This is a genomic window from Pristimantibacillus sp. Z349TD_6, from assembly GCF_056173205.1.
This window is the reverse complement of record NZ_CM149662.1, coordinates 2,869,298-2,894,410: the sequence shown is the minus strand read 5'-3', so window position 1 is coordinate 2,894,410 and position 25,113 is coordinate 2,869,298. Positions and strand designations below refer to the sequence as shown.

The following is a 25,113-nucleotide window of genomic DNA, read 5'->3' as shown; positions in this document are numbered from 1 at the left end:
ATTATTAATTATTTTTCTATCTCTATTTAAACGACCACAAGAATTTCAGGAAAAAATGAAATCACTTATATGTCACAATTGATCAAATATCGATCTCATTAATTACTGAACAAACTTTCCACTCTCTCATTAATGTCACTCTCCGTCATGCCACCAACATAAATTTCCATTATCGTCCCGTCTGCTTTTATAAAATAGGTTGTTGGGTAAGCTTTTAGACCGAATCTTCTTTCAGTAACCCTATTCCGATCACGTAAGATCGTGTACTCTAATTCGAATTTTCGCAAGAAGTTCCTAACTGTCAAATCATCTTCACTTAAATTAATAGCAATAACTTTTAATCCTTTACTACCCCACTTTTCATATTGCCGCTGAAACTCTGGCATTTCCTTGACACATGGAGGGCAAAAGGTTCCCCAAAAATTAATAATATACGGTTTTCCTATATAATCAGATTGACGGTGTACGTTCCCTTCCATATCTACTAGTTCAAATGCAGGAGGCTCTCCACCCACTAGAGGATAATTGTTTGTTTTTATAAAAGTCTTTCCTATGGCAAATCCGCCTACCACTAAAACGATTATTAGAATAAAAATTTGTACAATCTTACGATTTGACCCTGTCAGTTTCATTACCGACACCCCATACATATTGTTTTTTTATTGCATGAAAAAGGACGGTTATGAATATCTAACCGTCCTTTATTTAATTATTTTGACTCCATCATCGCAGTAAAAGTAACTTCCTTTACTACACGTCGCGCCGTTACATAGCGCTTTTCATAGTAGTCATCACTCAACTTACTAATGGTAACACCTTTACTTGAAGAAGAATGTGCGAACTTTCCTTCCCCTATGTAAATGCCGGCATGAGAGATTCCTCTTCCACTTGTGTTGAAGAATACGAGATCACCCTCACGCAGCTCCTCTTTATCGACTTTATTACCAACCTCAGCTTGTGATTTAGATGTTCTTGGTAAATTCACATCAAACTGATTGAAGATATGCAAGATAAACCCGGAACAATCAAAACCCTTAACCGTTGTGCCACCCCACTTATACGGAGTTCCAATGACTTCATTTACTGAATCTATAAACTCTGATGGTGAAGATTTCTCAGCGAGCACGCTCCCCCCACCACTAAATAACATCATGCATGACAAAAAAACAGCTAAACGCTTTTTCAAAACTGCTTCTCCCTTCGTTGCCTACGAGGTTAGCTTACGGGTTCGGTTGAAGATCCCTATGCTAAAGGATAATCCTTAAGCAATTCACCCTAGATGGTTCCCCCGTTTCCAATATAAAGAATTAGGCGTTTTATTAGACTACACATAATAGTTTAATTCGATTGTTTTAGTCATAATCCTTCAATATATTCATTAGAATACTCTCATATATCATCATCTTTTCTTTCAAATTGTCTTTTAGTCGTTTGCCCGTATTGTGACGATCTTATGGATTTCACAGCAATGAAAGACAATATAACCGCTACAATAGTAATAATGGTAAAAAAAACAATAACCTGTGACACTTGTAATCCTCCTTCTTTTATTAAACTACGCATAATAGTTTATTTCATCATACATAAATATCCCAAATAAAAAAGTGGGGTACGTCCTGAGACGAATCCCCGTCTTTATTAATTCAAGCACCTTCCAATTAATAACAAAGACATCGCAATTAATACGACAAAAGATATAATTAAAGTCTTTCGGTTAGTCATTGAAATGCGTATATCGCCGGAAGGATCTATAATTTGTTTGATACGATAATTAACGGCTTCATTGGCAAAATGAGTTCCAGCTCCGACAGCTGAATTTGTATTGCTTTTAATCAAGGATAACAATACTTTCCCTATCGGCAACTCAGTATTCATACGACTAATAGCATATCGATCAGCCAGCAGCTCTGTCCAAATAGCGTAAAAATGGGTGAGTTCCTTTATGACAGGTACAAATGCAAGTCCCTTACTTACTATTGTTAAAAGGATCATTTGTAGCGGATGATACGCCTTACAATGATATAGTTCGTGCAACAGGATGGCTTCAATTTCTTCATCCTGGAATTGATTAAAAATCGCTGTAGATATTAGGATCTTTGGCCTCAATAAACCATATGACATCGCAACAAAAGCAGATTCTTTAATGACTATGATCTCCATTTGTGTCTGATGATATCGTTTACTCCAAAACGCAGATAATTTAGCATCGTGACGGTCTCTGATGTAGCGATGTAATTTGTTATGAAGTACTAGTTGTACAACAGAATGGTAGAAGACGATAATAAATAGATAAACAATGAATCCGTTATATAGTCGCTCCATAATAGCATGATTAGTAACGATATCACGCATGACGGCGAGAACTAACTGTCCGAAACTTGATGTAATGGGTACATCATTTAATTGGTGGACGACATTGTATCCCATCTGCAACAAGATCCAGCTAACAAGAAGAGAAATAAACGTAAGCGCGATCTTGGGTTTTAAAGGCATCTCTAGTTGCTTCATCATTTTTTCTTTATCTCATTAATCCTATTTTCTAGCTTCTGAATCAGCTCAGGATCTGCACCATCCAGCGTATCAATAAAATGATTAACAATTACTGAGCCGAAATCCTCAATAAGTCCGTCTGTTACAACTTTTGTCTGTTCGATGATGAATTGCTCTTTACTTTGAACTGGATAAAAGAACGTCAAGCGGTTCCGTCCACCACCTGAGGTTTCCTTGTGCAAATGTCCTTTTTCAGCTAGTCGGATTATGACGGTCATGACCGTATTAATAGAAATGGGATTCTCGTTATTAATAATTTCATGAACCTGCTTAATTGAAAGCTTTTCTTTTTCCCACATGATGTTCATGACTTTGACTTCAAGAGAGCCGAAAAAACGACTTATTCCTTCTTCATGTAAATTTAATTTTTTGATTTTCATGCGCGAATGCTCCTCTCAAGAATCTATTATATCTCATACTATTGTGCTCATCAGATTTAATACTCACCGAGTAGGTTTTGCTTTTTGCTCCTTCGGTATAGCAAACTTCCTTAAGCGGACATCTCTTGCATACCTCTACATCGAAGAGGTATGTGTGGCTTTATTGCCGTGCTTTCCGAATCGCCATATGCCGACCTTCGAGACATACATACTCACGTCCTTGTTGAATTGGAATTCATCTTCTTTTTTCCGCGTCCCTTGCGTGATTAGCGGATTTAGTTTGGCGACCAATTCAATGTCATTGACGTTGTTGAACTAAATATTGTCTCTTTCCGAGTAGGTTGTGTCTCCAATGACCGTTTTGACTTCCATGCTAGTTGCCTTTCTTTTTTCAGTTTTTGCAACTGCTTCCCGTCATTCTTCTCGCCAGTCATGACAATAGCCACCGTAATAATTCGTTCATCGGTCATGGCAATGTGGATTTTGTATCCGAAAAACGAGGAATCCGCACTCTTGTGGCACACCTTCTGAGATCGGTAGCTGTTCTAGGTCGTCTGCAACCGTTTCTTTCAATAAATTCTATGGTTATTTTATTTTTGGAAGCTCATAGATGCCCCTTCTGCTTCAAGTACTGCGATGAGTTTTTGGCAAGGGGTTTCTGATTGTAGTGAGCTTTAGTATAGGTTTCATCGACAATGATTGCTTTACTTTTGATAATGCCCTTCTCCATTACGATTTCAACCGTTTTGCCCACGAGAGCATGACGAGCAGATTCAGGTCTTTAAGTCGCAACTTTCGGAATTTGGTTAACTAACTGGCGTCAATTACTGATTTTTCCGGCGCCATGTCAAGAAAATACTTAAAGGACATGTCGTATTTGGATCGCTCGAAAAATGTCAACGTCGGATAATTCAAAGATCGCCTTCATGAACAAGTACTTAAACATCTGAATCGGGTCAATCGCATTTTTATACTCAAATGAGAAGTCAACTAACTCATTTAATTAACGCAGCATATCATCCTTGGGAGTTACCAAATTGTAGAGTTCTATATATGGACTTACGATCAGCATTTGTTGTGGTTGAATCATTCGAATCAACCACACCTTATGACGTCTTAATTATACAGTAAAAAAGGTACAATCTCCTCAATTTATTGAGGGACCGTACCTTTTGACATCAAGAAGATTTTTTTAGTGCCCTCGTACAGTACAGGAATCATCTTTTGTCGGCTACCTAAATGTTCTATCTCCCTCTTTTTTAAAGTGTCCTAAGGGTCTAGATCAGAACGTGCTATATTGCTATATCTATTATTTCTTATAATTTAATGCATTTGATTCAATACCCATATACTGCCTGCAACAATCACAATTGCAATAAAAGCAGCAGAAATCATCTTACCAATTTGCCAAATTCCGTGTTCTCCTTCCGATACGTGCATAAACATAAATAACTGAATTGCCGCTTGGATAAACGCTAGGGAAAACACAAGAATAACAATCGTTCTATATGTTAAATCTGTACGTATACCTATCCAAACTGCTATAAAAGTTAAAGCAATAGATAGGAGGAAACCAACGACATGCGACCATGGAAAATGATTGCGATTAACTGTTTTATTTGCCATTATCCCACCATCCCTAATAGGTAGACACCTGTAAAGACGAAAATCCATACAAAGTCTAAAAAGTGCCAGTATAAACTGGAGACAAAAACCTTTTTAGCAGTATCCGGTGTTAAACCTCTTTTAAGCACTTGCATTATAATCAAAACTATCCATCCAATACCAAGTGATACGTGAAGTCCATGTGTTCCAGTCAGAAGATAAAAAGATGACCAGAAAGCATTTGTGCCCAGAGCAGCACCTTCATTTACCAAATGTACAAACTCAGAAACTTCCATATATAGAAATCCTAAACCGAATAATAATGTGATAATCAACCAAGTAATCATTGATTTAACTCTGTTTCTTCTCATCTCATTAATCGCTAAACCAGAAGTGAAACTGCTTGTTAATAAAATTAATGTCATAATTATTGTGTTATTTAAGTCAAAAACTTCATTCGGAAGTGGACCTCCAACTGTGCCATTCTTAAGGGCAAAATATGTCGCAAATAAAGTAGCAAATAAAGAAACTTCCGCACCCAAGAAAATCCAGAATCCAAATATGTTCAGTCTGCCTGTTTCAGACTGATATTCCAAGGGCGTGTTGGGACTTGCATTATTGTTTATATTTGCCATAAACTCACGCCTCCTTTTGAAACGTTTGTTCCAATTTTTTAATTTCATCCACACTAACATAATATCCTTCATCTTCTTTATGTGAGCGGAGTGAACGAAGTACCAAACAAGTAAGCACACCTATCCCGCCAAGTATAGCCATCCACCACAATTCAAACACTAATCCGAAACCTGCAACAAAGAAGAGAACAGACAAAACAAACGGCGTAGATGCGTTACTAGGCATATGAATCGGTTTATACTCCATATTTTCTTTCTTTATTTCTTTGTTCTCCTGTTTCATGTGCCAAAATGCATCTAGTCCTTTAACCTCAGGAACTACCGCGAAATTATAATGTGGAGGTACCGCTGTTGTGGTCGCCCATTCTAACGTACGTCCGTTCCACGCATCTCCCGTCGTTTCTCTTTTGGCATTACGCATACTATAATTTACGTTGTAAACCAAGATCACAAAGCCAATTCCCATACCAAGGGCCCCAATGCTGGAAACAACATTTAATGCAGTCCATCCATCTTCTGGAACGTAAGTATATACACGTCTCGGCATACCTGCAAAACCTAATAAGAACTGTGGCAAGAAGCAGACATTAAATCCAATCGCAAAGAACCAGAACGCCAATTTTCCAAGTCGTTCATTCATTTTATGTCCAAACATTTTTGGATACCAGTATACAAAGCCTGCGAAGCAAGCAAATACAACTCCCGAAATTAACGTATAATGGAAGTGAGCAACAAGGAAGTAACTGTTATGATATTGAAAATCCGCGGCTGCCATACCAAGCATAACACCTGTTACTCCTCCAATGACGAACGTCGGAATAAACGCAAGTGCCCACATCATTGCTGTAGTAAATTGTATTCGACTTTTGTATAGCGTGCCCAACCAGTTAAAGATTTTTATCCCTGTTGGTATGGCAATTGCCATCGTGGTTATTGAGAATACATTGTTTAACGCTGCGCTTCCTCCCATTGTAAAGAAATGGTGAACCCACACAAGGAAGCTTAAGACTGAAATAACGACTAGAGAAATAATCATAGATTTATAGCCAAACAATGTTTTTCTTGCGAACGTTGCAATAACCTCTGAGAAGATACCGAATGCGGGCAATACAACAATATATACCTCAGGATGTCCCCACAACCAGAAAAAGTTTGACCAGAGCATTGGATTACCGCCGCCAGTCAGTGTAAAGAAATGCGTTTCGAATAATCTGTCAAATGTCATTAACGCTAAATTAACAGTTAATATTGGAAACGCAAAGACGATAATAAACGAAGTGATCAACGTAGTCCAAGTGAACATCGGCATACGTAGTAATTTCATGCCAGGTGCACGCATTTTAATTATAGTTACAATAAAATTAATACCCGTTAAAAGCGTACCAATCCCTGAAATCTGTAAACCAAGCAAATAATAATTTATTCCTGGCCCGGGACTTCCTTCAATGGCCAAAGGAGCATAGTTTGTCCAACCAGCATCTGGCGACCCGCCAAATACAAATGATACGTTAAAAAGAATTGCTCCAAAGAAGAATGACCAAAAACTTAAATTATTTAAAAATGGGTATGCTACATCTCTTGCTCCTATTTGTAAAGGAACAACTACGTTCATTAACCCGAGTAGAAACGGCATAGCCATAAATAAAATCATGATAGTACCGTGTGTTGTAAATATTTCATTATAATGCTGTGCTGACAAGAATGCATTATTAGGCACTGTTAATTGCGCTCTCATTAACAATGCATCCACACCGCCACGGAAAAGCATCAATAAGGCAGCAATGACATACATGATTCCAATTCGTTTATGGTCGACAGATGTTATCCACTCTGTCCAAAGCCATTTCCATTTTTTAAAGTAAGTAAGAACAATCACGATTCCAATCACGGTTAATAAAATGGAAATATTCGCTCCAAGTATCATTGGATCATTTAGAATTAAATTATCCTTTATAAAATTAAACATCTTGTTCGTCCCTTCTTAATGGTTCGAGTGAGAACCATTATTTGAAACCGTCTCTTCATTTTCGTTATCTTCGTTGTCATCCGCTTTTACTTTAATTCCTTTTACTTCAACACCATATTTCTCACGAATGTTCATTGCATATTCGGAATCATTGCCATGATCTACAAATTCCAAATGAGTGGATGAAAACGTCATTTCATCAACTGTTTCAGGCAACATTAATTTTTCATAGGTTTCTTCAACTAATTTTGGCGCGTTTTCTTGCGTTTTTTTCACCCAATCTTGATAACTTGCCTCTTCTAAGGCTACAAAATTAAACTGTTGATGTGCCATACCTGCACCTGTGAAATTAGAGTTCATGCCTTTATATTCTCCTGGCTCATCTGCTTGCAGATATTGATCATTTACCATTCCTGGCATCCCATATATTTGACCACCTAACTGTGGAACCCAGAAAGAAACCATAGAATCTGCAGCAGTAACTTTAAAGAGAATCGGGTAATCTTCAGGAACGTTTACGTAATTAACGGTTTCAATATTTTCCTTCGGATAACTGAATATCCATTTCCAGTCAGCGGCAGTAGCATAGATAACGATAGGCTCTTTATCGATAGTTGATTTCGGTGGTTCTTTCAATTCATAGAGAGCCTTAGCATTGGGAATCGATAATGCAGTTACAATTAAGATCGGAATGATCGTCCAGATGATTTCCAATTTCGTGCTGCCGTGCATATCCGGTTTATAGTTTTTGTTATTAAATTTTTTGCGATCACGGTATTTTGTCAGCATAAATGCAAACAAAACAAAAACAATGATAAGGATAGCAAGCATAAAGTAGATTGAAAACATAATCAGATCCTTTTGGATTGCTCCAACTGGTCCTTTAGGATCTAATATAATTAGGTCGCTGCGAACACCTAATGCAGCTATTACAATCAGTGAAATTAAACTTATCAATACGATTAACCATGGTTTAACATTTTTGAACATATTAGTTCAGTTCACCTTCCTTTCTAATTGGGGGAATGCTTGCAACCAAAGATTATGCTACTACAATTAAACTAAGTTTTGTAGTCTAATAATACGATGTCATGAGATAGTCAATTTTTGTTCACCAGTCTTACACAAGTCGATCATATCTTGTTCACAAATATGAATATATGCTCATATTTTAATAAAACAAAAAAACGCCTCGTGAGCAAACCGAGACGTCCCGATACTAAAACTGTTATTTATTGTCTACAAGGAATACAACACATACTACAAATAGGAGTAAAGATATGATTGTTGCAGCAGTCGCACCTAGCATCCAAGAAGCTTTCTGCTTAATGAATATTGAAATGACTACGTGTATCAGAAATGGAACTAGCAGACAGTATACTTGTTCAATCTTACTAAACTCAAATATAATCATAGATAACACTGCTAAGCCTAAAGTAATGATCAGTAAGACGCCGCTCCAAATGATTGTTTTCTTGTTAAAGCTAATCTGACCTGAATGACTATGAAACATATAGACCTCCAAAAAACATTATCTCCAACACTAATGGCTATTTTCTCTTAATAAGTAGAATCAATGTGATTAAAATAAAACCTATAAGTGCTAAAAAAGGAATCGTAACGAAACCAAACCAATTAATGTATTGGACGTTACAAGGTACACCTTGCGTGCATGGTTTAATTGCCGAAAATCCAGGTATTTTTTGCTCCATGTAGTGAAATGTTGATACAAAAATCCCCATAACGGATAATGGCAATACGTATTTTTTAATCTTATAATCATCGTAAAAAGCTGCAATACCCAAAATTAAACTCAGCGGATACATTAGAATGCGTTGATACCAACATAATTCGCACGGGATAAATCCTCTAATTTCACTGAAATAAAGACTACCAAGAGTTGCAACGACAGCTACAATCCATGCCATATACAAGGTGTATTGCCTAATCCCCATTAACCCCTACTCCTCTTCGAATTATTTCATTTCTTGCTCTATGGCTGCTGTAATTGCAGCATAATCAAACGGATTAGCAATCACGATATTATTAATCATAATCGTTGGGGTTTGTTTAATATTGAACTGCTTCACTAATTGTTGGTCTAGATCTAACGATCCTTGAACCTCACTTGATTTGAGGTTCTGTTGAAATTGTTCTAAATCAATCGTAGGAACAGAAGTCTTCGCAACCTCTAATAGTTTTTCTTCCGTTATCCAAAGTCCATCATGGTTAACTTCTGGTTGCGCATCGAATAATGCTTTATGAAAAGTCCAAAAGTCTTCTGGATTACTCTTTAATATGGCTTCTCCAGCTGAAGCACCTAATATTGATTCCTCGCCATGGAACAGAACATTGGTATACGAGAATTTCGCTTTTCCTGAATCAATGTAATCTTTCTTTAGCTGAGGCCAAACTTGCTCACCCCACGCCTTACAAGATGGACATTTGTAATCACCAAACTCAACAATGGAAACTTTGGCATCATCATTTCCCATTACAGGCTGTGAAGTCGTAGATGGGGCTTCTGCAGTCGTCTGATTCACATTATCTTTCTTATTTGTTGCCTGATTTATAGCGAACAAGGCCACAAATAATACGATAACAACCAAAGTATAAAGAACTAAACTACGCGATTTCTTACTTTTCTTGTTCATTTTCCACCTCAACTATTTAATGGACACACTCAAAAGATTAACACATGAGCAATTAATCATTCAATATGCAAAAAAATTTGTCACTTAGCTGCTAAACTTTAAGATGTACCCAACACCCCAAATCGTCTTGATCATTGATGCTGCCTCTGGGGAAACTTTGTTTAACTTATCTCGAATACGTTTAATATTCATGTCAACTGTTCGTGCATCAATTCCTTTCTCATTATTCCAGATTACCTTTATTAATTCGTCCCTAGAGAATATTTTATCTGATCTACTAGCCAGGTAGTATAACAAATCATACTCTTTTCGAGTTAGGTAAACTTCTTGGCCTGCTGCTCTTATTCGATGGGCGTCCCATTCAATGACTAAATGAGGAAGCACCAAGTTGTTCGTATTTTTTTCTATTTTAAAATATGAGTTTGTCGCTGCTCGCCGTAATAAAGCTTTAACACGATGTGTCATTTCACGTGGACTAAATGGTTTGAGAATATAATCGTCAACTCCTACCTGAAATCCTTTCAAACGATTTTCCTCATCTCCTTCCGCAGTTAACATAATGATTGGCGTCGATTTTAACTGTCGTAAATGGCTGCATACCTCTAAACCAGATATTCCGCTAAGGGTTAATTCAAGAATAACCAGGTCATAGTTTTTTTGAATAACTAGTGGAATGCCTGTTTCACCATCTTCGGCTTCCTCTACAATACAATGTTCCTTCTCCAAATACATTCTTATCAAACTTCTAGCTCTTTTATCACCGTCGATAACAAGAATGTGTTTGCGCTCTTCACTCATGGTTTACTTCCTTTCGCAAGAAAATACATTTAGACTACAAATCATAGTTTAATTAATACGAAAAACATGTCATCAATGGGAACTTATTGATGTCATATCTTATCTTCCATATTACAAAAATAAGAGAGCCCTTTCAAATGGGATCTCTTATTGTTCTCTTACGATTACTACTTTTGATTAATCTAAAAACTTCAAAGGATTAAGCTGCGTGCTTCCTTTACGAATTTCAAAGTGAAGATGGACGCCTGTCGATTGGCCAGTCGTTCCCATAATGCCAAGCAGGTCACCTTTCTCTAATAAGTCACCTTTGTCCACTTCGATTTTACTTAGATGAGCGTAAACTGTTTTATAGCCATTTCGATGATCAATAATAACATGATTCCCGAAACTTGAGTTATAATCTGCCGTTATTACTTTCCCATTATCCGATGCATAGATGTCCCGATTTGAAGAGACCGTATCGGTACCGGCGTGAAGCCTTCCCCACCGTTTTCCAAATTCGCTGGTTATGGTAGGCCCTGTAATTGGCCAAGCAAATGCTCCAGTGCCCACTCCTCTAATGACCTTGGAGCCTTGAGTAACCTTTTTAGGTACAGCTTTTTCCAATGTTTCTTCTTTCAGCACTTTTTCTTCCACAAGATCGCCATTCACTTTGGTCATGAGGTACGTTATTTTCTTTTTCCCTACTTTACCGGGATTCGTAACTTTCGAAACACCAACACGCATCGTTTTATCATAGGTAATTTCTACCCCACCAGATATGTTAACTGTTTCGGAATATTCTTCTTCCGATTTCACAGACAGCTTTGGCTGCCTTACCGTAAGATCTAGCTCATCTCCGATGTTAATGAAATCATTAATAATCCATGGATTGTTTGTATAAATAGCCTCTTGCGAAATATTAAATTTTTGTGCAATACAGGAGACGCAGTCTCCTTCATTCACCACATACGTAATGGGCTTAAGATCAGTACCCTTTAATCGTTTGACAAGATCTGCTTCGGAGACAAAATCAGATGGATCAGAAACAATGGACTCTAACTTGACTTTCTCAACGAATCCGATCGATTTTAAAGTAGGTTGACTGCTTATATCGTTTTTATCTTGATTTTCTTTGCCATTGTAACTAAGTGCTTGTACCTTTAAATCCTTTTTCGTTGACGCTACAGATTGCTGCAATTCGTTTAAAATCTTGTCTGCAGTATCCTGGTCCTTCACTATCCCCATCGCTTGACCATTAACGTTTACCTGTATGCCGCGACCTTCCAGGACAAACGATTTTTGGAGTGAACTTCTTACTGCTTCATCTGCAGCTTTTGCATTTAAACGCTTTATTTCTACAATGGAAAAATCGTTTTCGTTAGTTTTAAACTGTATATCAGGATACTCGGAAGAAAACTTCGCATATTCATTTTGGAACCATTGCTTTACGATCTCCGGATTTGAAGCCTCACCAATAGTTGTACCCTTATATGAAACCTGATAAACGGTCTTTATTTGTGAAGCCAAGACAAATCCACTACAAATTAATACCAACATAGCAAGTGTGACCAGAGTTACAATTTTTTTCGGTCTTTTCAAATTCATTCTAACATTGCTTGATGACATTGCAGCCTCCTTTTCTTTCATACACAAACTAAAATCATAAATTACCTTAACATATGAGTAACTATTCATCAATAAATGAGCTCTTTCATCGAGCTAATTTAATGATTCTCAGATATATTTTAGACACAAAAAAAGAGTATCCGTATTTACATACAGTTACTCTTTTAACTTAAGCATGCTCCAAATGTTTTAAGGTTTGAATAAAAATTTCCTTTACATGATCATCATCAATGGAATAATAAACGGTCTTTCCTTCTTTACGACGCTTGACAATTCTTACATTACGCAAGTAACGGAGTTGATGTGACACTGCGGACTGAGCCATGCCAAGTACAACGCACAGATCATGAACACATAACTCACTACTGAGTAAAGCATGTATCATTTTTACCCTTGTTGGATCACCAAGAGCTTTAAACAACTCAGCCAAATCGACAGCCATCTGTTCTTGGAGCCTAGCTTGTATCAAGTCATTAAGATTAATATCGGTTCCTAAACAAGTATCATCGCATTGTTCTTCCACTACTCGATCCATCTCTCTCTGCCACCGCCTTTATATTCGTATCTTCTATTATATCAGAAAGATTACGTTTAAAGCAGTCTAGATAAATGAGAGCTTAAATCAACGACATGAGACCATAATACACAAGTATTGAACTTACTATAGCCCATAAAAGGGTTTGTGCTACATTACGACGCTTAGCACAAATGACCGCAGTCCCTATTGTAATCATTGCAGCAAATAAAATGGAAACACTTAACCAACCAAAAGATAAAGTTAGATCTTTCTGCTTATCTATCACTCCCCCTGTAAACCATAAATACAATGGAGAGGCAGGCGATTCATTCAATGTTTCTGAAACATCATGTGGTGCAGGTTGCTGATTCATAAAACCGGTTACTGAGAAGATAAGCACTAATATAATGCTTTCGACTTTAGCCCAAGGCTGAGGATTAAACATTACATCTATTTGGAGTTTCCTTTTCACCCAAAATCCATTAATTATGGCAAATAGCGCTAACGGTATAATCAAAACGTGCTTTATGAGTAAAGCTTGTCCGTAAGAGAGCTTCCATGCATTCACATATTCAGGAGCTACACCGATGGTCAAGACAAACCCTGATGCTGCAATTACAGTCATACATAATATAGCGGTAGGATGAAACCAGCTTAAAAAACCATTCCAATGTTCCGTTCTACTATTCTGCCAGCCTGCCATAAGTAATGGGCCCACCCATAAAGAAACAGCCATAATATGCAGCGTTTGAGCGAGTATTCCCCATGTACCATACCAGGAAGCCACATGGCTAGACCAACCTTGCGTAACCATGAGGAGGGAAAGAATGAATAATATAACCTTCAATCCTCCTGTTCTCTTTGTACGACCATTAAGCATGATAACGCCAGCTAAAATAATAGATATCGTTAACGTAAATAAGTAAGCTCTTCCTTCCGTGAAATCAAGGATTACTTTTTGGAAGGTTAAACTCCATCCAATGTCCTCTGCGAAGAACGAGACTATTCTTAATATAGGAAAAAATGAAAATAGACCTATTCCCAGTGCGGCAACAGCTACAACTTTATGCGATAGTTGAGTAACCGGTCGATAACTCTCCGGAACAAGGTTTAAAAGAACATAACCACTTACAATCGCAAAACATAGATAAAGAAAAGGCTCCGCAGTCCAATACCACATCGCTATTTCTTCCTCCTCGTACCAAAAATAATGACGATCAATGCAACCATGACCACGCCAACCACAATCCAAAATCCTGCTTGATTGCGATCTTGCCCAGTAGCCCCGTGGTCAACCTCGTTCTCCTCTGCATTAGCTGGTTGAACAGTTGGAATAGGTTCTGTAGGTGTAAGGGTCGGAGGCTGCTCCTGAGAAGGTTCAGAGGTTTGAACAGGAGCAGCGACATTAAAATTAAAATCGCCTTGAATGGGATGTCCATCTCGACCAACAATTTTCCATTCTACTGTATAGGAACCATTTGGAATACTTTCATCGAATGTTCCGATAATTCGATTTTCTACGATTTCTGTTGTACCAATCTTAAGTTCATTTCCGTCTTCATTTTTCATTTTAAATGAACTTAATGGCTCCACTGCCGTATTAAATTCCATTACGATTTCCTTGGTTTCTTTTAAGACTGTTGCGTTAGCTTCCGGTGACGAATTTTGGAGCTTCGTGTGCGCAAATATAATTTGCGGAAATACCGTAAGCAGCAATAAAAACGATAAAAAAGACATGACATATACACGTCGCAAGAATATCCCCTCCAATTTTTTGTTCATCTTTGAAACTTGTTCATTATATCAAAAGAAAACGGTAAAATACTTTGTATGTATAGCGAAATTTCGAACAATTGTCATATGAGCATACATTCAACTGTTTTTATTTATGATATGATTTTCTTGCATCTAACCATCGAATTGGAGTTGTTGAATTTGTACATTTATTTTTTTGAGACACTGCTTTATTTGTCCTTTGCCTTTACTGGTGGTTATATACTACTTCTGTTTATTCCTGATCACTCAAAACCTGCTATTAAAAACCCGTTTAACTTATTTCAATATGCTATATTAGGAATCCCAATATTCTCATTTATATCCATTATCCGAACAACCATCATCCTTCGAGACTTTGCTCAAGATATGTCTTTTCTTCAGGTTCTACTTATTGTATTAAAAGATTACTCCTACGGAAACGCCTGGATCTGGAACCTAATCGTCTGTACCGGGATGTATATGATAACAGTCTTGAACGATTTTCATCAAAAATGGACAAAGTGGGCACTGGCTGTCACTTGGATAGGTAGTATTCTTGCAAATGGATGGGCTAGTCATCCGACAGGTTTCTCTGCAACATGGGGATTTCTTTCCCAATCCATCCATGTCGCTGCAGTGTCAATCTGGTTAGGAACGCTTATTTTGGTTGCGTGGTTTACGACAGGCGCCATGAATTGGAAGGCTTTTATTCGTTGGTTTACACCACTATCGATTAGCAGTATTGTACTTATTACTGTAGCAGGGTTGGTTATGATGTCTTTAATTGTTGACGGATATATCAATTCCTGGGGAATAAATTACGGAGAAGCTCTCCTTCTAAAACATCTCGTTTTCATACCACTCCTTCTTCTTGGCTTTATGAATGGTTTCCTTACGAAGTTAACGAATAATGGCACCAATGAACGAAAGCTACAATGGTGGCTTCGTATGGAAACATTCATTGCCCTTGCTGTCCTTATGATAACAGCGTATATGGGTGTACAAGAGCCTCCACATGAAGACGAGTTTGAACAACCATCACCTTCTTTATTATTTAAGTTTCTGCACGGTAATGAACAGGGCTTAGTTCTCCAATGGAATTGGAATGTTTCTTATCTAATCATGATCGTATTAGGACTCATAGCTCTTTCCCTTTTGATTCCAATTTATAAAAAAGATAAACGCGGCCTATTTGCTGCTTTCACACTTATTGGCGTTATACTGCCATTCCTTGGTTTATTACTATCGGTGAAATAAAGGAGAGGTTTCTTATCACGATTTCAACGAATGTACTTGTCATTGGTGGAGGACAAGCAGGTTTAGCAGCCGGGTTTTACTTAACATTAGCGGGGATTGACTTTAATATTATCGATGGGAGTTCGCGCGTTGGTGATTCTTGGAGAATTCGTTATGACTCACTCGTATTATTTACACCAAAGGGATATAGCGAACTTCCCGGCATGCCCTTTTCAGGGAAGAGGGAGCAGCTCCCAACCAAGAACGAGACAGCTGACTACTTGGAGACATACGCATCAAACTTCCAGCTACCCATTCATTTAAATACCAGCGTTATTAGCCTTAACAAAAGAAATGATTTGTTTTATATAAAGACGAACAACGTTGACTATATCGCTCGTCAGGTCATTATCGCAACAGGTCCCTTTCATAAAGAGTCAAAACCCGATTTTGCATCTAAAATCTCAAAGCACGTTAAACAACTTCACTCCTCCAATTATAAAAATCCTGATCAACTATTCAAAGGAGACACCTTAGTTGTTGGAGCTGGTAATTCGGGAGCACAGATTGCTGTTGAAATTTCAAAACGTAGTCATGTCTATTTATCATCTGGACACCGTCCGTTATCACTCCCCCTTCACATCGGAGGTAAAAGTGTTTTTTACTGGTTTGATAAGCTCGGTATTTTAAAAGCAAAAGCTCACTCTTTTATAGGTAAGAAAATTCAATCAAGACCTGACCCAATCTTTGGGTTCGAGTTAAAGCAGCAATTAAAAGCATCAGCTATCACTTTATTGCCAAGGGCAATTGATGCAAAAATTAAAGGCATCATTTTTTCAGATGGCAGTCAGAGGGAGTTCACAAATATTATTTGGAGTACAGGTTTTAAACCGGATTTTAAATGGTTGAATCTACCTCATGTCATAAATGAGCAAGGTGCCATCAAACACCAATGCGGTATAACACCAGAAAGTGGGTTATATATCGTTGGCATGCCTTGGCAGCACCGCAGAACATCGGCGCTCATTGGCGGAGTTGGTTTAGATGCGCAATATGTTGTTAATGAGGTTATTCGAAATATTTGAAATTAACCATCGGACTGTTTCTAAGGAATAGTTCGGTGGTTTTCATATTTTCATGTCTGTTTGGAGAGAATAAGTTTGACATAAATCATGGAATCGCATATCATATGAGCAAGTATTCATATAATGATTTGAAAGAAGGTTGGCTTATGAATGAATATCGAATAAAAGGGCTGTCTTGTAGTGGTTGTGCCCAGAGAATTGAGGAAGAGATTCAACAATTAGAACATGGCGAAGATGCCAAGTTAAGTTATAACTCTGGGAAATTAAAGGTTAATCCACAAGTCTCAATGACAGATATCAAGAAAATTTTGAAATCAGACAATGCATACATTGAGAAGACCTCGGAAACGAATAATGGGGCCGACCATAGTGACCATGATCATGATGGACATGATCACAGCCATACAGAAGGCAATGCGAAGATGCTTAAAATGCTAATTACATCTGGTGTTATTTATGTTGCCGCCTTACTGTTAGATGGTGTTCTCGACAAACAAGCAGTGATTCTTTTATATTTAATTGCCACGATTATTAGTGGTTACACAACTTTCTTTAGAGGATTGAAAAACTTATTCAAATTAAAATTTAATATTGATACTTTAATGACCATAGCGTTAGTGGGGGCCGTATCCATTGGTGAATGGAAAGAAGCTACACTCGTTGCGATTCTGTTTGGACTTAATGAATTACTCGAAGGCTATGGTATGGAAAAAGCTCGACGTTCCATGGAAGCTTTATTTCAAGTTGCTCCAAAGGAAGCCTTAAAGATGGAGAACGGCCAAGAAATCATCGTTCCGATTTCCTCACTTCAAGTCGGTGATTTGGTAAAGATAAAGCCTGGTGAAAAGATCCCTTCAGACGGTATCGTCTCAGAAGGAAAGAGTTCGGTGAATGAGGCTGCAATTACAGGGGAATCACTTCCGGTTGAGAAAGAATCCGGTGAGCCCGTTTATGGCGGTAGCATTAACAATGAAGGGCTTCTACTGGTTCGTATAGATAAAGCGTATAAAGATTCTTCCTTAGCAAAAATTCTTCATCTTGTTCAAGAAGCACAAGAAACGAAAACACCAACTGAGCTCTTTATTAACAAGTTCGCAAAGTATTATACACCACTCATTATGATTGTTGCAGCTCTTGTCATGCTGATACCTCCCCTCCTCTTTCAAGGAGATTGGATGACATGGCTTTATCAAGGGTTATCCGTATTAATTGTTGGTTGCCCTTGTGCGCTGATTCTTTCTTCACCCATTGCGATCGTTTCGGGAATTACCAGAAACGCACGTAACGGTGTACTCGTCAAAGGCGGTGTGTTCCTGGAGCAGCTTGGTAAGATCGATACGCTTGCCTTTGACAAAACAGGGACATTGACTAAAGGTGAACCACATGTGGCTCAATTGGAGGCCTATGACGAAGAACGATTCTTCCTTGTTGCCGGAGCAATCGAAAAGTCATCTTCTCACCCACTGGCGAAAGCGATTATGAAAGAACTGGCACACAGAAACATCGCAGTACCTGAACCGGATGAAATCCAAACGATTACGGGTCGAGGTATTAAAGCGAAGGTGAATGGTCAAACGTACTGGCTTGGAAATGAAAAAAGCATTGCCCACATTGCCATCCCTGATTCTATACAAAACCGCATTGAACAATTGAAAGATGAAGGTCTTACCCTTGTTCTAGTTGCAGATGAACGACAAGTACTCGGTATGTTCGGAATTGCAGACGAAATTCGTGAAGAAAGCCGAGCTGTAATTGCATCATTACACAAACTAGGAATTAATAGCACCGTAATGCTGACAGGCGATCATCAGAAGACAGCAGAGAAAGTGGCCTTGGCAGTCGGAGTCTCCGAATTTCATGGAAATTTGCTTCCTGAAGACAAAGTAAAACTAATTAAAGAACTCTCCGTCAACCATAATGTCGCCATGATTGGTGATGGTATTAATGACGCTCCCGCCCTCGCCTCTGCGCAGCTAGGCATTGCGATGGGTAAAGGAACTGATAGTGCCATCGAGACAGCGGATATCGTCCTGATGCAGGATCACTTAGGCAAACTTCCAGAAGCCGTTTCGATTGCTAAAAAGGTGAATCGTATTATTCGTTTCAACATTATCGTGTCACTTGGACTGAAAGTCATTGCGCTTTTGCTTACCATTCCCGGCTGGCTCACTTTATGGATTGCTATTCTTTCCGATATGGGAGCTACCATATTTGTTACGCTAGTTAGTTTGACCATATTAATTGAACGGAAAAGTACGCATCAAAAATAATGGGTTCAAGAAACCGTCTAGGTTATCCTACCTTAGGCGGTTTTCTTATTTCTATTTATAATCTCTATGCTAATATGTAAGGAACGCGTGAAGAGATAATCATCGATAATATCGTTTAATTCTAGATTTATCAATCAGTGTTTATTATTTAGCCCGATTGGGTAATTTATGATTACCTGTACATATGGATACTTTATCATAGAGGCAGGAAATACATGATATTGAAGGGACTGTTCTTTATGAGTACTATAACAAAAGATTTGCACAAAACAAATGAGACTGTTGCAGAAACCGGCAAATATGTTTGTGCTACAGGAGAAATCAGGGAGTTTCAAAAAGGAGAAAAATTTTCAGATTGTCCTCAAACAAATGAACCTACAACTTGGAGACATGTCGATCACCAACATAAAACGGGAGATAAAGTAACCGAATCTGGTAAATACATCGATAATGATGGTCAGCAAGTGGCTCTAAGTGTAGGAGATACCTTTCCGTCATGTCCGAAAACTGGACATGCTACCACATGGAAACATGCATAAATTTAAAAGCAAGAAAGAGGCCGAATTATTTCCGGCCTCTTTCTTGTAAGGGGACAATCTACAACAAATTAATATACATGCTTAAATATACGAGCCTTACTCGCTTGGCTTGTTTTTTAGTTCTAAATTATTTTCCGAATTTTCATCATTATCGATTAATCCTTTTGCTCCTCTTTTAAACTCAGACAATGTCGTCCCTATTGCTCTCCCTAACTGTGGTAATTTTGACGGACCAAAAAGTAGCAAGCCAAAAATGACAAGTAATACAATCCCTGCTACACCTAAATTCATCGGCATCATTATCTCCCCTTCATACCTCATTCTAAAAGTTAACTAATAGGGCTGTTACGTACATTAATAAGACTCCGAGCACTAAACCCGAGAAGTTAAGCCAAGATATGGAGGGTGTTCCTTCGTCCTTAGCATCTCTAATAATCATTTTGAAAATAACATAAATGACTTGAATAATGGCACCGGCTCCAATGCCGAAAAATAATGCCGCCAAAGTTTGATTAAAGACGAATCCGCCGATCCATGTACCTATAATGGCTGGCGCTCCGCCCAAAACTGCTAATGCCAAGAATGTCTTTAGTGTCGGCTTAGCTTTTAAGAGAGGAGCAGCAATGCCAATACCTTCTGTAATATTATGCAAAGTAAAACCAATAATGAGGAATGTACCAAGGGCAGCCTCACCCGCAGCAAAGGCAGCACCAATAGCGAGACCTTCTCCGAGGTTATGCAGTCCAATTCCACCGGCTATTTTGAACGATACCCTCTTACCATTATCATCAGCACTTATTGTTTTTTTCGAATTCGTCTGATCAATTGCAAGCAAAAATAGAAAGGTAAGTACCGCTCCGAACCAAACGAGACCCGTTCCTTGGAACACGCCAGGCGCTTCCGCGCCAAGCTCTAGCCCTTCTTGAATGGTATCAACGGCAAGGAAAAAAAGCAGCCCCACTGTAAAAGCCATAACCGCTTGAATGCCTTTTGAAGTAAAACGACGCATGAAAGGAAACCATAGTAACCCCAGACCAACTGGAACTACTCCTACATAAAAGCCAATGAGCGAATATTGTAAAAATCGATTGGTATCAGCAGCCGGCGTTTTCATTGCAGCAGGTACATCGCCAATAAATATTAATCCGTTTGAGGTAATAAGCTTAATTTCATGCGGGTCTCCCTCCACCCATGGATAAGGAATGCTTACCGTAGAGCTTTCGAATCGCTCAATAGTTGAACTAGGTGAATAGGAAGCATTCCAAAAAGAGCCGTCTACCACAACTTGCGCAACTGTCAGCTCCTCCGGCCCAGAATTGAGAATACGAACTTCAAATCCATTATCCGTTAAAATGATACGTTCAATATTCAGCACTTCAATTGGAGCTGCCTGCTGTTCTTTAACGCCTGTGCCCCATGTACCGATAAAAGCAATCATAACTGCCAGCAGCAGCAGTGGCAGTATGCCCAGTAACCAAACGACTATTTTATTCGACTTTTTATTTACATTTTCGATCTGCACATCTTACTCCTCCTTATATTATCCGACTTCAAAGAACCCCATCCAGCCGAGCTCCGTGAACTCACTCTGATGAGCGTGGAACATATATCTTCCTGGAGCAGGAAACGTTACTTCAATGATGCCTCTCTCCCCTTGGCATTGCATAATTGTATCCGTATATTGCGGTCTCGCATCCGGATCGGCTCCAGTCGCATAATAATGAAAGAAATTGGCATGCAAATGAAAGGAATTAATGGGGTCGAATTCCGTTAAATTACTTAAATAGATACGAACCAGTTCTCCAGTTTTCACTTTAATAGGTCTAGACTGGTAAGCAAATGCGTAGCCATTAACGGTATATACCTCGTTCTCACCATCTAAATCCAAATCGAATCCATTCATCACCATACTTAACTCTTTTGCAGGTTTCCTTGGTTTGTTAGGATCAATGATGAAGTGACCGTAGAGACCTTTGTGAATATGTCTGGCCAGCGGAGGTACATGACAGTGATAAGGCTGCAACCCTGCTGGTTTTGCTTCAAATTCGTATACGAATTCCCCTCCTGTCGGAACAGGTTCCATTCCATCCATATTCGTTGGATGAATACCATGTAAATGAATGGAATGAGGGTGCGCCGAACCATTGCCAAACTTTATTCGCACGATATCCCCCTCCGTACAACGCAATGTCGGTCCAGGAATTGTACCGTTAAATGTCCATCCAGGGAACTTGATTCCTTTCGCTATTTCCACTTCAGCATCCCATGCCTGAATTTCGTATTCTCTAATGGTCCTGCCATCAGGAGATTTACTTACAACCCCATAATTGAAAGCTGTTAACGCCTTAACAGCTGCTTCTAGCCCTGGCGTTGAATCTGTTCCTGGATCGTAAGCATGCGCCATCCCTTGTTTCATCTGTTCTTTGAGTGAATGATGCATTTCTTCCTTTCCCATTGCATTAGCAGGCTTTCCGAATAATGCACTTGTATTTAAAAAACTGCTTCCCAGAACGCCCAATATACCAGCTGCCCCGACTTTAAGAATACTTCTCCTTGAAAATTGCCGATTCGGATCAAGTGCCATTTACCCTCCACCTCCAAGTTGATATAAGGAAATTATTTTGCATCAGCGCAAAATAATTAATAAAAAATTTTTATTTTCCTCAAGGACAAAAAGTTTGCCTAGGGAAACTTTTATCTCAACTAAAATATATGATAACATAGGCCCTTTGTAAAGTGTTTTTTGTAATAGCTTGTCCTTAGCTTTTCAGTTTAAGATTAATCCCTCATGAACTTATGTTACTCGCTGTACTTAACCACTCTCAATAAGTAACTAGCCAACTTTAGTATTTACAAACGCTTTACTTCCTGATGATATTCTCCTAATAACTATATTCTATTATCATATTAAAGCGTTAACTACTAAGGAGGGTATTTATGTTTAAGAAAATCGCTAAAAGAGTAGTTCCATTCGCTGTCGTGTCATCACTGGCGATTACAGTTTTGGTATCGGGTCTTACACCGAGTTCAGCAGAGTCTAAAAAAGAAGATGATAAAAAAATTAAAAATGTTATTTTCCTGATCGGTGATGGCATGGGCCAATCGTATACGTCTGCATATCGCTATATGAAAGATGACCCCAAAACACCCGTCAAAGAAAAAACAGAATTCGATAAATATTACATTGGATCACAAATGACGTACCCAGAGGACGAACATCAAAATATTACTGACTCCGCGTCTGCCGCAACTGCCATGTCCGCGGGTGTAAAAACGTACAATGCTGCAATAGCCGTTGATAATGACTTCACTGAGGTTAAAACGGTTCTCGAAGCAGCGAAAGAAAATGGTAAGTCTACAGGATTGGTAGCTACATCTGAAATCACACATGCAACACCTGCCGCTTATGGAGCACACGACATCAGTCGTAAGAATATGGATGCCATTGCAAATGATTACTTCGATGATCGAGTCAATAAGAAACACAAAATTGATGTACTGCTCGGTGGCGGTTTGAGCAATTTTGTACGTAAGGACAGAAACCTGACTGAAGAATTCAAAAAAGACGGTTACAGCTATGTGACCGATCGTGAAAGCTTGTTGAAAGACACAAATAACCAAATTCTCGGTTTATTCGCGCCTGGTGGAATGGATAAGGCTATTGACCGTAATGAAAAGACCCCATCACTACAAGATATGACGAAAGCTGCCATTCAACGTCTTAGTAAAAATAAAAATGGATTTTTCTTGATGGTTGAAGGCAGCCAAATCGATTGGGCAGGACATGATAATGATGTAGTCGGATCCATGAGCGAGATGGCCGATTTCGAGAAGGCTTTTAAAGAAGCGATTGATTTTGCCAAGAAAGATGGGAATACGTTAGTTGTTGCGACTGCTGACCATTCAACCGGTGGGGTCTCGATTGGCGCCAATGGCATCTACAATTTTGATGTAACTCCGATTAAAGCTGCTAAACGCACTCCAGATTTCATGGCAGCAGAGATTCTTGGCGGTACAAATGTTGAAGAAACACTGAAAGATTATATTGACTTGCAACTGACGAATGATGAAATCAAATCCGTTAAAGATGCAGCTGCTACCAAAGATCAAACCAAGACTGACAATGCGATCGAAGCCATCTTTAATACTCGTTCCTATACAGGTTGGACTACTGGTGGCCATACCGGAGAAGATGTACCCGTTTATGCTTTTGGTCCTGGTAAAGAAAAGTTCGCCGGACTTATCGATAACACGGATAATGCAAAAATTATTTTCAATATAATTGAAGGAAACAAGGTTAAAAACAAGTAATCTGATCATTAAGTGATAATGATACAAAGACTTATATTACGAAGCGGATCTATCCAATTTCAATGGGAGACCGCTTCGTTTTTCATTTCTTACAATTTTATCAACCACTAATGGGAGTAAAATCGGTTTAGAGCGTACCAACTCAATCAGCTCGTCACTTTTACAATAACGAACGATTCCAGGCAAAACTAAACGGCCTCAGTCCAATGGAGTTTAGGACTAAGGCCGTTTAACGGTTTTTATTATTTGTACTGTCTACTTGACGGGGTGCAGTTCACGAGACTGCAGCCTAATTAATATTGTTAAGATAAAGTACCGCGACCTATTCACTAGTTTCTAGCTATCGCTAAAACTTATTAATTCAACGCCTTTTGTATCCGCTCCATTGCAACATCGTACCAAGTTTGATCAATTTCAAAAGCCGTCCAAGACCGACTTGTCATAATGGCAGCCTCTTCTGCTACCCCACTCCCTGCAAAAAAATCCACCATTAAATCCCCAGGCTCACTACTATTAACAATCATCTCCTTTAACAGCTCTACTGGCTTTTCTGTAGGATGTATGGTCTTATTACCATGGATGCGCGGTATACGCCAAATATCTGTCTGCTTTCGTGTTGAGATCCGTCTGACACGTTTATCTCCTTTCACAGCAAAGATGATAAATTCGTGGCGATAACGATATTGCCAACCAAGACCCATATGCTCTTTATCCCATATAATACAGTTCTTCACTATGAATCCTGCATTACGCAACCAGATCACCATGTCTGCATACATCCTCCAATCAATACAAACATAAATATGTCGTCCTGGCTTGAGCACTCTGTAAGCTTGAAAGATCCATTGCATACAAAACCGCTTGTATTCCGTCGGTGAAAGCATATCGTTCTCTATGATATTAAATCTTGGCTTTTTCGTTTTCGTTTGTGTTGTCCCACCAAATCTTAAATTATATGGTGGATCTGCTATCAATAAATCGACTGAGTTATCCTCTAAATGTTTCTTTGAACCTTCAATACAGCTTTCGTTATATAACATCCTATTCCTCCTGGTGTATGTGTCTCTTATATTTAAATTCTACACCACGAATTGGAACAAGTGTTCTCTTTTTTCACAAAAAAAAGCTGTAGGATTTTCTCCCACAACTTTTATTTACCGGTGCATTCCGGATTTTATATTAGTATACTGTTTACCTTTAAAAA

At 38.6% G+C, this 25,113-nt stretch carries 24 protein-coding genes, 2 pseudogenes and 1 riboswitch; of the genes and pseudogenes, 6 read left to right on the top strand and 20 right to left on the bottom strand.

Translation table 11 applies throughout. The features are described from left to right. Positions 1 to 98: 98 nt before the first annotated feature. The 16 genes and pseudogenes from AC0VYE_RS12160 to AC0VYE_RS12085 form a co-directional block, all read right to left on the bottom strand. Positions 99 to 632: a redoxin domain-containing protein gene (locus AC0VYE_RS12160; protein WP_475448223.1), complete on the bottom strand. Its 534-nt coding sequence runs from the start codon at positions 630 to 632 to the stop codon at positions 99 to 101. 77 nt (positions 633 to 709) lie between these two features. After that, entirely contained in the window at positions 710 to 1,186 is a 477-nt protein-coding gene (locus tag AC0VYE_RS12155; protein WP_475448221.1) for a C40 family peptidase, read from the bottom strand. 3 nt (positions 1,187 to 1,189) lie between these two features. Further along, positions 1,190 to 1,324: riboswitch (cyclic di-AMP (ydaO/yuaA leader) on the bottom strand. A 314-nt stretch (positions 1,325 to 1,638) separates the two neighbouring features. Continuing rightward, on the bottom strand, positions 1,639 to 2,511 hold the full coding sequence (locus AC0VYE_RS12150; RefSeq protein WP_475448219.1) for a M56 family metallopeptidase: 873 nt from the start codon (positions 2,509 to 2,511) through the stop codon (positions 1,639 to 1,641). Further along, complete coding sequence (locus tag AC0VYE_RS12145; RefSeq protein WP_475448217.1) at positions 2,508 to 2,930, bottom strand: BlaI/MecI/CopY family transcriptional regulator; 423 nt, start codon at positions 2,928 to 2,930, stop codon at positions 2,508 to 2,510. Before AC0VYE_RS12145 ends, AC0VYE_RS12150 begins: the two co-directional genes overlap by 4 nt. After that, a pseudogene (locus AC0VYE_RS12140) lies at positions 2,908 to 4,020 on the bottom strand (transposase); the annotation flags it as partial. The pseudogene AC0VYE_RS12140 and the gene AC0VYE_RS12145, both read right to left, overlap by 23 nt. A 233-nt stretch (positions 4,021 to 4,253) precedes the next feature. Beyond that, on the bottom strand, positions 4,254 to 4,556 hold the full coding sequence (gene qoxD / locus AC0VYE_RS12135) for a cytochrome aa3 quinol oxidase subunit IV (RefSeq protein WP_475448215.1): 303 nt from the start codon (positions 4,554 to 4,556) through the stop codon (positions 4,254 to 4,256). Further along, positions 4,556 to 5,170 (bottom strand): cytochrome aa3 quinol oxidase subunit III, encoded by a 615-nt coding sequence (gene qoxC / locus AC0VYE_RS12130; protein ID WP_475448213.1) that lies wholly within the window; start codon positions 5,168 to 5,170, stop codon positions 4,556 to 4,558. Before qoxC ends, qoxD begins: the two co-directional genes overlap by 1 nt. A gap of 4 nt (positions 5,171 to 5,174) precedes the next feature. Further along, the gene (gene qoxB, locus AC0VYE_RS12125) at positions 5,175 to 7,136 is read right to left on the bottom strand and encodes a cytochrome aa3 quinol oxidase subunit I (protein ID WP_475448212.1); all 1,962 of its coding nucleotides are present in this window, start codon (positions 7,134 to 7,136) and stop codon (positions 5,175 to 5,177) included. A 15-nt stretch (positions 7,137 to 7,151) separates the two neighbouring features. After that, positions 7,152 to 8,126: a cytochrome aa3 quinol oxidase subunit II gene (gene qoxA, locus AC0VYE_RS12120; RefSeq protein WP_475448210.1), complete on the bottom strand. Its 975-nt coding sequence runs from the start codon at positions 8,124 to 8,126 to the stop codon at positions 7,152 to 7,154. A gap of 560 nt (positions 8,127 to 8,686) precedes the next feature. Next, the gene (locus AC0VYE_RS12115) at positions 8,687 to 9,091 is read right to left on the bottom strand and encodes a disulfide oxidoreductase (RefSeq protein ID WP_475448208.1); all 405 of its coding nucleotides are present in this window, start codon (positions 9,089 to 9,091) and stop codon (positions 8,687 to 8,689) included. Positions 9,092 to 9,112: 21 nt separating this feature from the next. Next, positions 9,113 to 9,790 carry a DsbA family protein gene (locus tag AC0VYE_RS12110; protein WP_475448206.1) on the bottom strand — a complete coding sequence of 226 codons (678 nt, stop codon included), beginning with the start codon at positions 9,788 to 9,790 and terminating at the stop codon, positions 9,113 to 9,115. Between the two features lie 84 nt (positions 9,791 to 9,874). Continuing rightward, positions 9,875 to 10,588: a response regulator transcription factor gene (locus tag AC0VYE_RS12105; RefSeq protein ID WP_475448204.1), complete on the bottom strand. Its 714-nt coding sequence runs from the start codon at positions 10,586 to 10,588 to the stop codon at positions 9,875 to 9,877. Positions 10,589 to 10,765: 177 nt separating this feature from the next. Next, the gene (locus AC0VYE_RS12100; RefSeq protein ID WP_475448202.1) at positions 10,766 to 12,196 is read right to left on the bottom strand and encodes a LysM peptidoglycan-binding domain-containing M23 family metallopeptidase; all 1,431 of its coding nucleotides are present in this window, start codon (positions 12,194 to 12,196) and stop codon (positions 10,766 to 10,768) included. A 169-nt stretch (positions 12,197 to 12,365) separates the two neighbouring features. Then, a complete protein-coding gene (locus tag AC0VYE_RS12095) occupies positions 12,366 to 12,731 on the bottom strand; it encodes an ArsR/SmtB family transcription factor (RefSeq protein ID WP_475448200.1) in 366 nt (121 codons plus the stop codon). A gap of 82 nt (positions 12,732 to 12,813) precedes the next feature. After that, complete coding sequence (locus tag AC0VYE_RS12090) at positions 12,814 to 13,893, bottom strand: copper resistance D family protein (protein WP_475448198.1); 1,080 nt, start codon at positions 13,891 to 13,893, stop codon at positions 12,814 to 12,816. A gap of 2 nt (positions 13,894 to 13,895) precedes the next feature. Next, a complete protein-coding gene (locus tag AC0VYE_RS12085; RefSeq protein WP_475448196.1) occupies positions 13,896 to 14,468 on the bottom strand; it encodes a copper resistance CopC family protein in 573 nt (190 codons plus the stop codon). 180 nt (positions 14,469 to 14,648) lie between these two features. Between AC0VYE_RS12085 and AC0VYE_RS12080 the strand changes: the two genes are divergently transcribed. The 4 genes from AC0VYE_RS12080 to AC0VYE_RS12065 all read left to right on the top strand — a co-directional run bounded on the left by AC0VYE_RS12080 (position 14,649) and on the right by AC0VYE_RS12065 (position 19,598). Beyond that, positions 14,649 to 15,725 carry a copper resistance D family protein gene (locus AC0VYE_RS12080; RefSeq protein WP_475448194.1) on the top strand — a complete coding sequence of 359 codons (1,077 nt, stop codon included), beginning with the start codon at positions 14,649 to 14,651 and terminating at the stop codon, positions 15,723 to 15,725. A 14-nt stretch (positions 15,726 to 15,739) separates the two neighbouring features. After that, positions 15,740 to 16,789, top strand: a complete 1,050-nt coding sequence (locus AC0VYE_RS12075; RefSeq protein WP_475449547.1) for a flavin-containing monooxygenase — start codon at positions 15,740 to 15,742, stop codon at positions 16,787 to 16,789. A gap of 146 nt (positions 16,790 to 16,935) precedes the next feature. Next, positions 16,936 to 19,059: a heavy metal translocating P-type ATPase gene (locus AC0VYE_RS12070; protein ID WP_475448192.1), complete on the top strand. Its 2,124-nt coding sequence runs from the start codon at positions 16,936 to 16,938 to the stop codon at positions 19,057 to 19,059. A 239-nt stretch (positions 19,060 to 19,298) separates the two neighbouring features. Next, complete coding sequence (locus AC0VYE_RS12065) at positions 19,299 to 19,598, top strand: YjzC family protein (protein WP_475448190.1); 300 nt, start codon at positions 19,299 to 19,301, stop codon at positions 19,596 to 19,598. 96 nt (positions 19,599 to 19,694) lie between these two features. On the opposite strand, the gene AC0VYE_RS12060 is transcribed toward AC0VYE_RS12065, so the two are convergent. The 3 genes from AC0VYE_RS12060 to AC0VYE_RS12050 are packed head-to-tail and all read right to left on the bottom strand — an operon-like array spanning position 19,695 to position 22,002. Beyond that, entirely contained in the window at positions 19,695 to 19,898 is a 204-nt protein-coding gene (locus AC0VYE_RS12060) for a twin-arginine translocase TatA/TatE family subunit (protein ID WP_475448188.1), read from the bottom strand. Between the two features lie 22 nt (positions 19,899 to 19,920). Then, positions 19,921 to 21,120: a ZIP family metal transporter gene (locus AC0VYE_RS12055; RefSeq protein ID WP_475448186.1), complete on the bottom strand. Its 1,200-nt coding sequence runs from the start codon at positions 21,118 to 21,120 to the stop codon at positions 19,921 to 19,923. Positions 21,121 to 21,138: 18 nt separating this feature from the next. Next, a complete protein-coding gene (locus AC0VYE_RS12050) occupies positions 21,139 to 22,002 on the bottom strand; it encodes a multicopper oxidase domain-containing protein (RefSeq protein WP_475449545.1) in 864 nt (287 codons plus the stop codon). A 533-nt stretch (positions 22,003 to 22,535) separates the two neighbouring features. Here AC0VYE_RS12050 and AC0VYE_RS12045 point away from each other — a divergent pair. Together AC0VYE_RS12045 and AC0VYE_RS12040 are read left to right on the top strand one after the other, a co-directional pair. Continuing rightward, entirely contained in the window at positions 22,536 to 23,909 is a 1,374-nt protein-coding gene (locus tag AC0VYE_RS12045) for an alkaline phosphatase (RefSeq protein WP_475448184.1), read from the top strand. Positions 23,910 to 24,064: 155 nt separating this feature from the next. Further along, positions 24,065 to 24,142, top strand: a pseudogene (locus tag AC0VYE_RS12040) (IS3 family transposase); the annotation flags it as partial. 123 nt (positions 24,143 to 24,265) lie between these two features. On the opposite strand, the gene AC0VYE_RS12035 reads toward AC0VYE_RS12040, so the two are convergent. Then, positions 24,266 to 24,949 (bottom strand): DNA-methyltransferase, encoded by a 684-nt coding sequence (locus tag AC0VYE_RS12035; RefSeq protein ID WP_475448183.1) that lies wholly within the window; start codon positions 24,947 to 24,949, stop codon positions 24,266 to 24,268. Between the last annotated feature and the right edge of the window lie 164 nt (positions 24,950 to 25,113).